Origin of the sequence: Streptomyces sp. SM11 (genome assembly GCF_002910905.1) — a bacterium.
GTDB lineage: Bacteria > Actinomycetota > Actinomycetes > Streptomycetales > Streptomycetaceae > Streptomyces.
Genome location: NZ_NEUE01000118.1, coordinates 56,822 through 69,809, shown reverse-complemented (window position 1 = coordinate 69,809; position 12,988 = coordinate 56,822). Strand labels below are relative to the sequence as shown.

The 12,988-nt window shown below is 70.2% G+C and carries 13 protein-coding genes and 1 pseudogene; 7 read left to right on the top strand and 7 right to left on the bottom strand.

The window, feature by feature from the left end; genetic code table 11:
* Nucleotides 1–166: 166 nt before the first annotated feature.
* Entirely contained in the window at nt 167–1,558 is a 1,392-nt protein-coding gene (locus B9S58_RS08840) for an IS1380 family transposase (protein WP_103531556.1), read from the bottom strand.
* Nucleotides 1,559–1,650: 92 nt separating this feature from the next.
* Between B9S58_RS08840 and B9S58_RS39930 the strand changes: the two are divergent.
* The 4 genes and pseudogenes from B9S58_RS39930 to B9S58_RS08825 form a co-directional block, all read left to right on the top strand.
* A pseudogene (locus B9S58_RS39930) lies at nt 1,651–1,782 on the top strand (helix-turn-helix domain-containing protein); the annotation flags it as partial.
* Nucleotides 1,783–1,791: 9 nt separating this feature from the next.
* Complete coding sequence (locus B9S58_RS08835) at nt 1,792–2,442, top strand: DUF5753 domain-containing protein (protein WP_258044246.1); 651 nt, start codon at nt 1,792–1,794, stop codon at nt 2,440–2,442.
* A complete protein-coding gene (locus B9S58_RS08830) occupies nt 2,439–2,645 on the top strand; it encodes a DUF397 domain-containing protein (protein WP_103531554.1) in 207 nt (68 codons plus the stop codon). Before B9S58_RS08835 ends, B9S58_RS08830 begins: the two co-directional genes overlap by 4 nt.
* Nucleotides 2,642–2,848, top strand: a complete 207-nt coding sequence (locus tag B9S58_RS08825; RefSeq protein WP_103531553.1) for a DUF397 domain-containing protein — start codon at nt 2,642–2,644, stop codon at nt 2,846–2,848. Before B9S58_RS08830 ends, B9S58_RS08825 begins: the two co-directional genes overlap by 4 nt.
* A 146-nt stretch (nt 2,849–2,994) precedes the next feature.
* Here B9S58_RS08825 and B9S58_RS08820 read toward each other — a convergent pair whose 3' ends face one another.
* The gene (locus tag B9S58_RS08820) at nt 2,995–3,879 is read right to left on the bottom strand and encodes an NAD(P)-dependent oxidoreductase (RefSeq protein ID WP_103531552.1); all 885 of its coding nucleotides are present in this window, start codon (nt 3,877–3,879) and stop codon (nt 2,995–2,997) included.
* A gap of 136 nt (nt 3,880–4,015) precedes the next feature.
* Between B9S58_RS08820 and B9S58_RS08815 the strand changes: the two genes are divergently transcribed.
* Nucleotides 4,016–5,005, top strand: a complete 990-nt coding sequence (locus B9S58_RS08815; RefSeq protein ID WP_181009239.1) for a GlxA family transcriptional regulator — start codon at nt 4,016–4,018, stop codon at nt 5,003–5,005.
* Between the two features lie 52 nt (nt 5,006–5,057).
* On the opposite strand, the gene B9S58_RS08810 is transcribed toward B9S58_RS08815, so the two are convergent.
* Nucleotides 5,058–5,879, bottom strand: coding sequence for an NPP1 family protein (locus B9S58_RS08810; RefSeq protein ID WP_103531551.1), 822 nt, complete (start codon nt 5,877–5,879; stop codon nt 5,058–5,060).
* Nucleotides 5,880–6,133: 254 nt separating this feature from the next.
* The gene (locus tag B9S58_RS08805) at nt 6,134–6,703 is read right to left on the bottom strand and encodes a TetR/AcrR family transcriptional regulator (RefSeq protein ID WP_103531550.1); all 570 of its coding nucleotides are present in this window, start codon (nt 6,701–6,703) and stop codon (nt 6,134–6,136) included.
* Between the two features lie 88 nt (nt 6,704–6,791).
* Between B9S58_RS08805 and B9S58_RS08800 the strand changes: the two genes are divergently transcribed.
* On the top strand, nt 6,792–7,253 hold the full coding sequence (locus B9S58_RS08800; RefSeq protein WP_103531549.1) for a nuclear transport factor 2 family protein: 462 nt from the start codon (nt 6,792–6,794) through the stop codon (nt 7,251–7,253).
* Between the two features lie 160 nt (nt 7,254–7,413).
* On the opposite strand, the gene B9S58_RS08795 is transcribed toward B9S58_RS08800, so the two are convergent.
* Nucleotides 7,414–9,996 (bottom strand): bifunctional FO biosynthesis protein CofGH, encoded by a 2,583-nt coding sequence (locus B9S58_RS08795; protein ID WP_103531548.1) that lies wholly within the window; start codon nt 9,994–9,996, stop codon nt 7,414–7,416.
* A gap of 149 nt (nt 9,997–10,145) precedes the next feature.
* Between B9S58_RS08795 and B9S58_RS08790 the strand changes: the two genes are divergently transcribed.
* Complete coding sequence (locus B9S58_RS08790) at nt 10,146–10,847, top strand: HAD family hydrolase (protein ID WP_103531547.1); 702 nt, start codon at nt 10,146–10,148, stop codon at nt 10,845–10,847.
* 1,154 nt (nt 10,848–12,001) lie between these two features.
* Here B9S58_RS08790 and B9S58_RS08775 read toward each other — a convergent pair.
* Entirely contained in the window at nt 12,002–12,661 is a 660-nt protein-coding gene (locus B9S58_RS08775; RefSeq protein WP_258044245.1) for a hypothetical protein, read from the bottom strand.
* A gap of 53 nt (nt 12,662–12,714) precedes the next feature.
* Nucleotides 12,715–12,960 carry a hypothetical protein gene (locus tag B9S58_RS37460; RefSeq protein ID WP_146063484.1) on the bottom strand — a complete coding sequence of 82 codons (246 nt, stop codon included), beginning with the start codon at nt 12,958–12,960 and terminating at the stop codon, nt 12,715–12,717.
* Between the last annotated feature and the right edge of the window lie 28 nt (nt 12,961–12,988).

The following is a 12,988-nucleotide window of genomic DNA, read 5'->3' as shown; positions in this document are numbered from 1 at the left end:
AGCCTTGATCCACCGAAGTGGTTTGAGTGTGATCTTCTGATCGGTTTCTGGGCCGGTTCGGGTCGGTGGCTGGGTATGGGCAGGTTGTATCCGCTGGTTTGCCCAGCTTTTCCACGGTGTGGTTCCGGTCGGGCCCTTGCGGGCGGGTGGACGGGGGCTGTTCGTGTCAGCCGGGTGGCCCGTGGGCGGTGTCGAGCAGGTGTGTCCAGGCGTGCTGCCAGGGCCAGTTGCGTGGCAGGTGCAGGGTGATGCGCCGTGCTGAGCGGGCGATCCGGGCCGGAACGTGGACGAGGTGGGTGCGGATCGTGGTGGTGGTGGCCCTGGCGTGGAACGTGGAGGCCAGCGCGCCGGCGGCCCGCAGCAGGTTGTAGGTCATCGCCCACAGCGTGAGCCAGGCGGCGTTGGCGTTGAAGTTTCCGGACGGAAGGTGGGCCAGAGCCCCGGCTTTGCTGTCGGCGATGACCTGCTCGATGACGGCGTGGTGACGGTGTTCCTGCTCGGCCTGGAGCGTCGGGGCGGGCTGGTCGGTGAAGAACGGGTGGTAGCGCCAGACGGGAAACAACTCGCCCTGTTCGCCCACAACGGCGGGTTTGGCCAGGTCACGGACCCGGCGCACGATCAGCCGGGCGGTGACCCGTTCGCTCTTCTTGCGGCCGGTGAACGCGGTGTAGGCGGGTATCTCGGCGACTTCGGCGTTGGAGATGAGTTCGCCGGTCTCCGGGTCGGGCACCGCGGTGGGGTAGGTGATCTGCTGCCATGCCCCGTCGGGAATGCCCAGGACGGCCCGTTTGATGGAGGGGTTCATCCCGCAGGTGATCGAAAAGCGGGCTCCGGCCCGGCGGCAGGCGGCGATCACCCCGCCGTTGTAGAACTGCGAGTCCGCTCGCAGGATCCGGGTGCCGGTGCAGCCCGCCTCGGCGGCGGTGGCGAGTGCCTCGCTGACGAATTTCGGGGCTCCACGGGAATCGGCTGCCTTGCCGCGGCGCATCCGTACTGCGGCGATCACCGGGCGCGACTGTGGGGTGCAGATCGTGGCGAGCAGGGGGTGCATGGTGCGGATGCCCTTGAACCGGCCGTACTCGGCGCCCTGCTTGGCCCGGCCGTAGACCCGTTTGTGGGTGGAGTCGACGTCGATGAACGCCGTCGTGCCGGAGCCGGGCAGCAGGGGGGTGTGGGCGGCCAGACCGGCGAGGAACCTGCGGTGGACGGCGTGGAGTTGGAGTGCGTGGCCGTGGGTGAACGCGCGGAGGAACGTGCCCAGCGTGGACGGCGCGCGGATCCCCCGGAACAGGGCCGGCATCGCACCGTGCCGCAGCACGTGGAGGTCGTCGATACTGTCCGCCCCCGCCGCCATGCCGGCCACGATGCTGCTGACCTTGGCACCCGCCGCGGCCCCCGCGCCGTTCGCTGTCCCGGTCAGCCTCACCTTCTGGGCCACCAGACGCGAAAGACCACACCGCTCGGCCAGCCGCATCACCGGAACCAGCCCGGCCAGCGCGACCAGATTCGGATCATCGAACGCAGCGGAGACCGCCGCCGGCGTATGGGAAACTTGCATCTCGGAAGTGCCTTGCCGATCGTGCGTGCTGGAAGCCTGAAGAACTCCCATCATCACAGGTCACAAGGCACTTCCTCGTTTCCGGAAGAGTCATCCACAGACATCACGTCGGTGGATCAAGGCTAAGGCAGAAGGCGGGGCTGTCGCTCGGCCAGCTCGCCGAGAAGTCGCGCTACGACAAGAGCTACCTGTCACGCCTGGAGGCGGGGAAACGGCTCTCGAAGCTAGCGGTGATGGAGGACCTGGACCGGTTCTACGACACGGGCGGGCTGCTGGTCGAGCTGTGGAAGGTGGCGCGGTGGGGCGTCTTCAAGGACAAGTACAAGGAGGTCCTGAGGCTGGAGCTCACGGCGCGCATCATCCACCTGTTCTCGCCGGGCATCCCAGGACTGCTCCAGACCGAGGACGTGGCGCGTGCGCTGTTGTCCGACGCCCAGGAAACGGGGAGCGAAGCCGAGTCCGTCGAAGAGCAGGTCATAGCTCGATTGGGCCGTCAGCAGGTGCTTTACCGCAACCCGGCCCCGTCCATCCGCATCATCATGGACGAATACGGGTTGCGCCGTCCGGTGGGTGACGCGAAGGTGTGGGAAGCCCAGTTGGAGCATCTGATCAAGATCGCGGAGCTGCCGATGGTCACGCTTCAGGTGCTGCCATTCTCAGCCGGGGCTCACCACCTGATGGACGGTTCGCTCATGCTCATGTGGCAGGAGGACGGAAGCGCCGTTGCCTACACGGAAGGCAATCAATGCTCCGAGTTGAGGGAAGATCCGGCGGACGTCACGCGCTCCCGGCTGTCCTACGATCGAGCACGGGATCGGGCGTTGCCCCCGCCCGACTCCATCGCGTTCATCAGGGGTGTCCTGAAGGAGTTCAGAGGATCATGAAGCGCACGCCCGACCTCTCCACCGCGACCTGGCGCAAGTCGAGCTACAGCGACGGCGGCGTCAACAACTGCATCGAGGTGGCGGACGGCTACCCCGGCCACGTCCCCGTACGCGACAGCAAAACCCCCACCGGCCCCGCCCTCATGATCACCGCCCCCGCCTGGGCGGCCTTCATCGACGACGTACGGAAGGGGAACCTGTGACCACTCCCGCTACCCCCGACCTCTCCACCGCCACCTGGCGCAAGTCCAGCTACAGCGACGGGGGCGCGAACAACTGCATCGAGGTGGCGGACGGCTACCCCGGCCTCGTCCCCGTACGCGACAGCAAAACCCGCACCGGCCCTGCACTCCTCATCGCCGCCCCCGCCTGGGCGGCCTTCGTGGAGTTCGCGGCCGAGCACTGACCCCACCGCCGTACACCGCAGGGCCCGTGCCCCGTCCTCACCGGGCGGGGGTACGGGCCTTCGCACCTACTCAACTGCCCCCCGATCTCGCCTTTTATCAGAAGGCGTGGCCGGAGCGGGAACTGTGGCGGCTGACGGGATCGTGGTCATGCGCCGGCCGCCTCCTTCCTCAGGACTTCGATGACGCTCGCGTAGCTGTCGGAGCCGTGGCCCGCGTCCCGGGTGCGTTCCATGGTGGCCTTGAGGAGTTCGGGCAGGGCGTTGTCGATGCCCCGGGCCGCCGCGGCGTGCAGGAGGTGGTCGATGGTCGCGATCTGTACGTCGACGGTGGCGTCGTCGCCCGGATAGCGACCGGCGTCGACCTGGGAGGCGTACGTGGTCAGGAACCCGGTCACGGCGCTCAGCCAGCGGATCGCGACCGGAGTGAAGGCCGTGGCCTCGATCTTCTCCGCGCCGACCAGGGCGGTGCCGTGCAGCCAGCCGGTCATGGTGGACCACATCAGGCCGAGCAGCGCGGCGTCGTAGAGGGAGGCCAGGCCCGGCTCGGCACCCAGATGCAGGGGGTCGCCGAGGGCCTCCAGGGCCGGACGGTGGGTTTCGAGGACGGTCCGCGATCCGCTGTAGAGGAACATCGTCTCGGGGCTGCCGACCCCCGGCGGAGTGGTCAGGATCGCGCCGTCGAGGTAGTCGGCGGCGTGCGAGCGGGCCCACGCGGCGGCCTCCTGGGCCTGCTCGGGGGACCCGGAGGTGAGGTTGACCAGGGACTTGCCCGCCAGGGAGTCCGCGACGGGGTCGAGGGTGGCGTGCAGCGCGTCGTAGTCCAGTACGCACACGATGATCAGCGAGCTCGCCGCGACGGCCTCCCCGGGCGTCGCGGCCTGCCGGGCACCCCGCTCGGCCAACGGCTGCGCCTTCTGCGCCGAACGGTTCCACACGGTGGTCGGGTGGCCCCGCTCCAGCAAGGTGGCGGCCAGCGCCGATCCCATCTGCCCCAGCCCGATGACCGTCACGGCCGAACGCTCGGTACCCATGCCTCAACAACTCCCTGTACGTCTGCCCACGCCTGGGCCGGTTGATCACGTACGCACCACGCTCGCAGCACAGGAAGGGCGGGAGAAGTGACAGCCGTGACGGCGACCACCAAATTCCTGCCATACGCTGAGCGGCATGAGCGCTGGTTCCGTCGCCCTGATCGTGACCGAGGAAATCGAGTTCCCCTCCTGGGACCTGTACGAACTGAGCCTCCCCTGCACGGTCTTCGGGAAGCCGCAGCCCGATCTGGCGGCCCCCTGGTACGACCTGCGGCTGTGCAGCATGCGGGAGCCCGGCCCGGACACGCCCGCCGACGCCACCGGTCTGTCCCTGCGCACCCGTTACGGCCTCGCCGATCTCGTCGGTGCCGACACGGTCATCGTGCCCTCGGTACCCGACCCCTGCGTCGACGAAGGGCAGCCGCTGGAACCGGAGTTGATCGCCGCGCTGCGCCTCGCCCATGACGCCGGCGCCCGCATGGTCTCCTTGTGCACGGGCGCCTTCGCCCTCGCCGAGGCAGGCATCCTCGACGGCCGCCGCGCCACGGCCCACTGGATGCACACCGCTCAACTAGCCGACCGTTACCCGAAGGTGCGGGTCGACGACTCGGTGCTGTACGTGGACGACGGCGACGTCCTCACCAGCGCGGGGCTGACCGCCGGACTCGACCTCTGCCTCCACCTCGTACGCCGCGACCTCGGCGCGCACGTAGCCAACCAACTGGCCCGCCGCATGGTGGTACCGGCCCACCGCCCCGGCGGCCAGGCACAGTTCATCGACCAGCCCATGCCGGTCACCGACGACAGGGGCCTGGCGCCCGTACTGGACTGGGCCCGGGCGCACCTCGACCAGCCGCTGACGGTCGACGACCTGGCCCAGCAGGCCACGATGAGCCCGCGCACCCTCTACCGGCGGCTCCAGGCGGCCACCGGGATGACTCCGCTGCAATGGCTGCTCAACCAGCGGCTGCGGCGGGCCCAGAGCCTGCTGGAATCGACGGACCTGCCGATCGCCAGGATCGGGGAACTGAGCGGCCTCGGCACCGCGAACAACCTCCGCCACCACTTCCTCAAGCAGGTCGGGGTGTCGCCGAGCGACTACCGGCGCGCCTTTCCTCTGGCGTAGCCCCCCTCGCAGCCCGGGGTCCAGGGGCCGGGCTGCGAGGGGCGAGGGACCTTCAGGCCCAGGGGTCGAACGGGATTCCGGCGGGCTTGGAGCTGTTGAGAAGGTTGCGGAAGCGGTCGTCCTTGTCGGTGACCTTGATGGTCGCGGAACCGAAGTCGGCGTTCATGAGCCTGTCGCGCAACTCCGTGCTGGGGAAGCCGTTCCAGTCGACGACCGGCGGGTAGCGCCAGTTGCCGTAGTGGTTCTCCGGCGGCTCGTCGTTGCCGTTGGCGAGGCGGAAGAAGTGCGTGCTCCAACCATCCTTGTGGTAAACGGCCTTGGGGTGTGAGCCGTCGAACCGCACCTGCGAGCGCGGGTAGGTCCTGACGGTGCTGTGCTGCGTCGTCGAGACGTAATCCACCTGGTTGGAGCCCTGGTTGACCCAGGAGATCACGTGCTCGAAGTCGTGGCGGTGGCCGCCGAGCCCACTGCCGTGGACGGCCTGGTCCTTCTCGAAGTAGCTGGCGTAGACGATGCCGCACCAGCCGTTGTTGCACTTCGAGCGGGCGTACGTCTGGGAGTTGTCCAGGTCCCACCGGTCCCGGCAGCTGCCGTTGATCGCGCCGGTCGTCTTCAGCCCGGTCGCGAGGGTGCCGTCGGGGCCGATGGCGGGGGTGGCGTAGCAGCCGTCGCCGTCGTAGTCGAAGGCGGGCGAGAAGGACTGCTCGTAACCTCCGGCGTTCTGGGGGAGGTTACGCGGTGGGTCGGCATGGGCCGTGGACGCGGGGACCAGGACAAGCAAGGCTGCGGCGGCAAGGACGGCGACGGCTCGGGAGGTGCGGCCCCGGGCGGCCGGGCTCGCGGTGCGGGCGGCCGGAGAAGGCGGAGTGCGCATGCTGGCTGGTTCTCCTCGCGGGACTGGCGGCCGAGGCGGCTGCTCGCCTCGGCGTGGGGCGCCTGTCGCAGTCTGGAGGAAGAACCCATGATTGTCCGTACACGGTCACTACTTCTCTTGCCGTCGCGACGACATCGCGCCCGACGGCGACGCACACCCGGGCGGCCCGGCTCGGATCGCGTGCGCCCGGACGGTCCGGCCCTCGGCCGCTTACGCCCTGGCGGCCCGACTCCTGGCCGCGTACGCCCGCGCGGTCACGGCTTGTCGAGCAGCCTCGCCACGGCTTCGCGCGCATGGCGGGCCGGGGCCGCTTCACCGCTGACACCGGCCGCCACGATGGCCCCTTCGGCAAGCAGGAAGACCGGCTCGACGGCCGCCGGCGCCCCCGCCGCACGGACCCACGTCGCGAGCTGATCATGGAACGCCTTCTTGTGCGACCGGACTTCGGCCAGGACAGGGCCGGACGAGGCGCCGAGTTCACCGTGGGCGTTGATCCAGGCGCACCCCCGGAAGCCCGGCTCCGCGAACCACCCGGCGAGCCAGTCGAAGACCGCGAGTACGCGTTCGCGGGGGTCCGGGGCCCGCTCCACACAGGCGGCCAGGTCTCCCCTCCACCGCCGGTCGCGACGCCGGAGCACCGCCACCACCAGGTCTTCCTTCGCCGCGAAGAACCGGTAGATGCGCTTCAGCGGCAGACCGGACGCCTCCCGGACCGCGTCCATCCCGACGGCCCGGATGCCGCGCTCGTAGAAGAGCCGCTCCGCCGCGTCGAGCAACGCCTCGCGGTCCAGGCGGTTCTGCTCCTCGGTGATCGGGGCCGGCATCGGGGGCTCCTTGACGTTGAGAACGATCGTTCCCTACCTTAGACCCTCCCAGACGGAGAACGCTCGTTCTCAACACGAGGAGGCCACCGTGCAGGAAGACCGCCCGCCCCACCCGCCGTTCACCCGGGAGACGGCCCGGCAGAAGGTCCAGGCAGCGGAGGACGCGTGGAACACCCGTGATCCCCGGCGGGTGGCCCTCGCCTACACGCCGGACTCCGTCTGGCGGAACCGGGACGTGTTCGTCCACGGCCGCGAGGAGATCGTCGCCTTTCTGGCCCGCAAGTGGGAGCGCGAACGGGACTACGCGCTGCGCAAGAGCCTGTGGGCATTCGACGGGGACCGCATCGCCGTCCGTTTCCAGTACGAATGGCGCGACGCGGAAGACCAGTGGTGGCGCAGTTACGGCAACGAGCTGTGGGAGTTCGACGAGCGCGGCCTGATGCGGCGGCGCGAGGCGAGCATCAACGATGTCGCCATCGCCGAGGCCGACCGACGCGTCCACGGCCCTCGGCCCGCCGACGAACTCGGGGCCGACATCCCGCTCCGTTAGCCCCGTCAGCCCTGTCGGCTCCGTCGCCCGCCAGCCCCCGTCAGCCCTGGAGGAGGCCGGAAGTCGCCGGCTTGTGTGCCAGGAAGCTCGCCACCGGCCGCTTCGCCCCCTCGTCGGGCGCCTGCACCACCCGCCCCGCACCCCTCCCCCGCCCCCTCCCTCAGCCGGGCAGCACCGGCAGCAGTTCCGGCAGGTGGCCGTCCGAGGCCGTGGCCGCCGCGACGCGTTCGGCCGGGACCTCCCCGTACAGCGTCGTGCGGGGGCGGGACGGGCGGCCCGCGAGTTCGGCGATGGCCTCCAGGCCCTGGATGGAGCGGTACGAGCCGTAACCCGACCCCGCCATCCGGGAGATGGTCTCCTCCATCAGGGTGCCGCCCAGGTCGTTCGCGCCCGAGCGGAGCATCTCCGCCGCGCCCTCCGTGCCGAGCTTCACCCAGCTCGTCTGGATGTTGGTGATGTGCGGGTGGAGCAGCAGCCTCGCCATGGCGGTGACGGCCCTGTTGTCGCGGTCCGTCGGGCCGGGGCGGGCGATGCCGGCCAGGTAGACCGGGGCGTTGGTGTGGATGAAGGGGAGGGTGACGAACTCCGTCAACCCGCCGGTCTCCTGCTGGAGTCGGGAGAGCGTGCGGAAGTGGCCGAGCCAGTGGCGGGGCTGGTCGACATGCCCGTACATCATCGTCGAGGACGAGCGCAGGCCCACCTCGTGCGCCGTCCTGATGACCTCCAGCCAGGTGGCCGTGGGCAGTTTGCCCTTGGTGAGGACCCAGCGGACCTCGTCGTCCAGGATCTCCGCCGCCGTGCCGGGGATCGAGTCCAGCCCGGCCTCCTTGGCGGCGGCCAGCCAGTCGCGGATCGACATCCCCGTACGGGTCGCGCCGTTGACGACCTCCATGGGCGAGAAGGCGTGGACGTGCATGCCGGGGACGCGCTCCTTCACCGCCCGCGCGATGTCGAAGTACGCCGTGCCCGGCAGGTCCGGGTGGATGCCGCCCTGCATGCAGACCTCGACCGCGCCGACGTCCCACGCCTGCGCCGCCCGGTCCGCGACCTGGTCCAGGGAGAGGGTGTAGGCGTCGGCGTCGGTGCGGCGCTGGGCGAAGGCGCAGAAGCGGCAGCCGGTGTAGCAGACGTTGGTGAAGTTGATGTTCCGCGTGACGATGTACGTGACGTCGTCGCCGACCACGTCCCGGCGCAGCGCGTCCGCGATCCGGCACAGTTCGTCCAGCGCCGGGCCGTCCGCGTGGAGCAGGGCGAGGGCCTGGTCGTCGGTGAGCTTCGTCGGGTCGTCGGCGGCCTGGCTCAGGGCCTGGCGTACGTCGGCGTCGATACGGGACGGGACCATGCCGGGGGCCGCCGCCTCGCGGAGCGCCTCCCAGTCCCCGTACACCTCGTCGAAGTCGTTACGGCGGTCGCCGGTGCGGCCCTCGGTGTCGATGGTGGTGTGGAGGTCGGTGCGGCCGGAGGAGGTGAAGCCCTCGTCCGGCTCCTGCCAGGGCAGGCCGGCGGGGATCGCCTCCTCGCGGGCGAGGCCCGTCTCCGGGTCGGCCAGCGCGCGGACGTGCGGGAGGAGGCGGGGGTCGAGCCACGGCTCGCCGCGCTGGATGAACTCCGGGTAGATGGTGAGGCGTTCGCGGAGCGTGAAGCCCGACTCGGCTGTCCGCTCCGCCAGTTCGTCGATGTGAGGCCAGGGGCGCTCGGGGTTGACGTGGTCGGGCGTGAGCGGCGAGACCCCGCCCCAGTCGTCGATGCCCGCGCCGATGAGGAGCGCGTACTCGGCGTCCACCAGGTTCGGCGGGGCCTGGATCCGGGCGGACGGGCCGAGGATGTGGCGGGCGACCGCGATGGCGGCGGCCAGCTCCTCCAGCTCGGCGTCGGGCATCCCGCGCATCGCCGTGTCCGGCTTGGCGCGGAAGTTCTGCACGATGACTTCCTGGATGCCGTGGTAGGCGCGGGCCGTCTTCCGCAGCTCGAAGAGGGAGTCGGCGCGCTCCTCGTACGACTCGCCGATCCCGATCAGGATGCCCGTGGTGAAGGGGACGTTGGAGCGGCCCGCGTCTTCGAGGACGCGCAGCCGTACGGCCGGCTCCTTGTCCGGGGAGCCGTGGTGCGGGCCACCCGGCTCGGACCACAGGCGGGTCGCCGTCGTCTCCAGCATCATCCCCATGGAGGGCGCGACGGGCTTCAGCCGCTGGAGGTCGGTCCAGGTCATCACACCCGGGTTGAGGTGGGGCAGCAGGCCGGTCTCCTCCAGGACCCGGATCGCCATGGCGCGTACGTACGCGAGCGTGTCGTCGTACCCCTCCGCCTCCAGCCACTCCCGCGCCTCGGGCCACCGGTCCTCGGGGCGGTCCCCCAGCGTGAACAGCGCTTCCTTGCAGCCCATCGCCGCACCCTCGCGGGCGATGGCCAGCACCTCGTCGGGCGAGAGGAACATGCCGTGACCGGCCCGGCGGAGCTTGCCGGGGACGGTGACGAAGGTGCAGTAGTGGCACTTGTCACGGCAGAGGCGGGTGAGCGGGATGAAGACCTTGCGCGAGTACGTGATCACGCCCGGCCGGCCCGCCGCCGCCAGGCCCGCGTCCCGGACGCGGGCGGCCGACGCCGCGAGATCCGTCAGATCGTCGCCGCGCGCCTGGAGCAGGACGGCGGCCTCGTTCACGTCGAGGGCGACACCGTCACGGGCACGTTTGAGCGCGCGCCGCATCGCGTTGGAGGTGGGGCGTCCGCTCTGAGGATCGGTCATGAACCGAGCATACGAGCGAGGCCCGCGCGCCGGACCAGGGCCTCGGTCCCGGATTCGCCGGTCGCGGCGTGCTCGTGTCACTCGTGCGGGCCGACTCACCCGGATGAGAGCCCGCCGACGGTGCCCTCACGCTTAGTGTCGGAACGGTGATGGAAACGATCGTCCTCGACATCGGCGAAACCCTCGTACGCGACGACCGGCACTGGGCGTCCTGGGCCAACTGGCTCGGCGTACCGCCGCACACGCTCAGTGCGCTGGTGGGCGCGGCCGTCGCCCAGGGCCGCGAGGCCACGGACGCGCTGCGGATCCTGCGGCCCGACATGGACGTCGAGGAGGCGTATCGCGCGCGGGCCGCCGCCGGCCGCGGAGAACACCTCGACGAGTCGGACCTCTACCAGGACGTCCGGCCCGCGCTGGGCGAGCTGCGGGCCGCGGGCATCCGGGTCGTGGTGGCGGGGAACGGCACGGTCCGGGCCGGGGAGCTGCTGCGGGCGCTGGATCTGCCCGCCGACCTGGTGGTCACCTCGGACGAGTGGGGCGCCCGGAAGCCGGACCCGGAGTTCTTCGCGCGGGTGGCCGAGGTGGCGGGCACGGCCCCGGAAACGACGCTGTACGTCGGCGACCACCCGGCCGACGACCTGTTCCCGGCCGCGGCGGCGGGGATGCGAACGGCGCATCTGCGACGGGGGCCGTACGGGCACTGGTGGGCGGACCATCCGGACGTGGTGGAGAGGGCGGACTTCCGCGTCGACGCGCTGACGGAGCTGGTGGGGCTGGCCCTCCCTGCGGATCCGGCCGGGGGCGAGGAGCCTCGGGCGGCGCGGCCGAGGGCACTGCGGGCGGTGCGCTAGGGGGCGTCTGAGCCTTCCCGTCGTCGCCCGCAGGGCGGCCGCGCGGCGTCAGGTGCGTGCTCTCGGCGTGCCGGCCCCAGGCCCTCGTACGGGAGGTACTCGGGTCCGGGGTCGGTGCGGCGAGAGTGCGTGCGTGGCGTCGCGCGGCAGACGGGAATGGTCAGACACCCCCTGGTACGGCAACCGCGTTTGCCGTGGAGTTCCGGCCTCCGGCCGAGCAGAACCGGCCTGTGCCCGGGACGGGGAGAGCGACCTGGGAAGCTTCCCCCTGATCGTGGACGCCTTGAGACTGGGACCTGAGGTTCCAGAGGAAGTAGCACCAGGTGGGGAGCAAGTGCGCGAATCCGTACACCGAGGAGTTCGAGCGGGGCGCGGTCACACGCGTCGACTCCTCCGGGAAGACGGTCTGCGGCTGAACCTGCGAACGGTCAGCCATGAAGGATCGCATGTCGTGGTGAGGGTGCTGCGGCGGTCCAGCACGAGTGCGGCGAGTGCGGCGGCCAGGTAGACGGCTGGCGGCGGTGGAGAAGGCCCAGGCGTAGCCGGTGACCGTGTCGGTTTGTGCTGCGGCGACGGACATAAGTGCAGCAAGGCCGACGGTGGGGCCGAGTCCCATGGCGGTGTTCATGGCGCCGCCTGCCAGGCCGGTCCTGTACGGGGGTACCTCCGCCGTGGACAGGACGGCCGCTCCGGAGAAGATGAGGGAAGTGCCGGCGGGCAGGAGCAGTCCGCTGAAACGCAGCCCGTACGCGGCGTTGACCAGCACCGGGTCCGCCGGGCCGAGGCCGAACTCGCGTCCGATGTCGCAGCGGCACAGCGATCAGGGTGATGGTGATGGTGAAGATCAGTGTCGCCTGAACCACAGCGAGCGCGAGGGCGGGGCAGGAGGATCGGATAGAGACTCGGTTCCAGGAGAAGACCGGGTCATGGCACGACCTTCCCGTCACCCGCTTGAGCTCCGCCGTCGCGTGGTGCGCGTGGTCGCCGAGGTGCTTGACGACCACCCGAACGAGCCGGCCGCTCTGCAGGCGGTCACCGACAAGTTCTGCATCGGCTCCCGCGAGACGCGCCGAGCTGGCCACCGCCGAGTGGGTCGACCGGTACTGCCACCGACGCCTGCCCGGTGAGACTCACAAAGCCCCAGGTCATAACCATCAACTGAGCTCTCCACCGAACCCGGAGCGGTTCATCCCGTCCCGCCGCTGAGCGGGCAGCTCTTCTGGACCGGGCCCTGGCTGCTTGAGAAGCCGCCTCCGGGTGTACACCGTTCCGCCAAGCACAGCGCACATGGAGAACACATAGGCCGCGAACACCCAGGACTCCGGCGCCCACGAAGTGATCGTCATGAGCGTCACCGCAGCACCGACACCGACCAGCACATAGAACGGTAGATTCTCCGAATACGGATCGCGCCAGGCTTTCACGAGCGTCGGCAAGGCCGCGGCAGCGTCAGCTACAACAGCGCACACCACCGCGAGCGGGGCTTGGTCCAGCACCAGCCACACAACGAGCGCGGTGGCCGCAACAACCGCGCAGACCTTGTCGAAGGTACCGAGCCGTACCAAGTTGTGCCTGGACAGCAGTCCACACGCTACGACCACGAACGGCCCGGCACCCGCCGCCAGCGTCTGCACGGCCGGCAAGCCGACTCCGGCATCGAGCTGCGCGAAGAATCCGATCAGAGGCACAGCGGCCCACAGCGACCACGTCACCATATTCGGACGCGCCGTTCCCCTCACTGTCGCGAAGGCATACCGGGCACTCCCCACCAGGCCAAGCACCGCGCTGACGAACACCCAATGCGGGTCCAGCATGTGAGCCCCTTCACCAGTGAACGGCACGAGCACTCACGAGCCCCCGCAGCACGTCAGTCGCCAACTGATGCAGTGATTCCATCGCGACGACGACCTCCGCCACAACCCTGGGTTGAGAACAGGCTCTCAGCGGCCTCGAAGACCCATTCCCGCCGCTGGTTCGCCGCGAAATCGCTGCCCACTTCGGCGATATCACCCTGGAGACCATCTACGGACACCTGAACCGCCGGGCCGCCAGCGGCCTCTTCCACAAGCCAGGCCCCGGCCTCTACGCGCAACACCATGGTGCTCAGTCCCACTTGCGTGACCCCTCCGAGAACGTCGACT

Bases quoted from the DNA above. Each gene is read 5' to 3' on its own strand.
- B9S58_RS08840 (WP_103531556.1), bottom strand. From the start codon at position 1,558: ATGCAAGTTTCCCATACGCCGGCGGCGGTCTCCGCTGCGTTCGATGAT.
- B9S58_RS08835 (WP_258044246.1), top strand. From the start codon at position 1,792: ATGGAGGACCTGGACCGGTTCTACGACACGGGCGGGCTGCTGGTCGAG.
- B9S58_RS08830 (WP_103531554.1), top strand. From the start codon at position 2,439: ATGAAGCGCACGCCCGACCTCTCCACCGCGACCTGGCGCAAGTCGAGC.
- B9S58_RS08820 (WP_103531552.1), bottom strand. From the start codon at position 3,879: ATGGGTACCGAGCGTTCGGCCGTGACGGTCATCGGGCTGGGGCAGATG.
- B9S58_RS08815 (WP_181009239.1), top strand. From the start codon at position 4,016: ATGAGCGCTGGTTCCGTCGCCCTGATCGTGACCGAGGAAATCGAGTTC.
- B9S58_RS08810 (WP_103531551.1), bottom strand. From the start codon at position 5,879: ATGCGCACTCCGCCTTCTCCGGCCGCCCGCACCGCGAGCCCGGCCGCC.
- B9S58_RS08805 (WP_103531550.1), bottom strand. From the start codon at position 6,703: ATGCCGGCCCCGATCACCGAGGAGCAGAACCGCCTGGACCGCGAGGCG.
- B9S58_RS08795 (WP_103531548.1), bottom strand. From the start codon at position 9,996: ATGACCGATCCTCAGAGCGGACGCCCCACCTCCAACGCGATGCGGCGC.
- B9S58_RS08790 (WP_103531547.1), top strand. From the start codon at position 10,146: ATGGAAACGATCGTCCTCGACATCGGCGAAACCCTCGTACGCGACGAC.
- B9S58_RS08775 (WP_258044245.1), bottom strand. From the start codon at position 12,661: ATGCTGGACCCGCATTGGGTGTTCGTCAGCGCGGTGCTTGGCCTGGTG.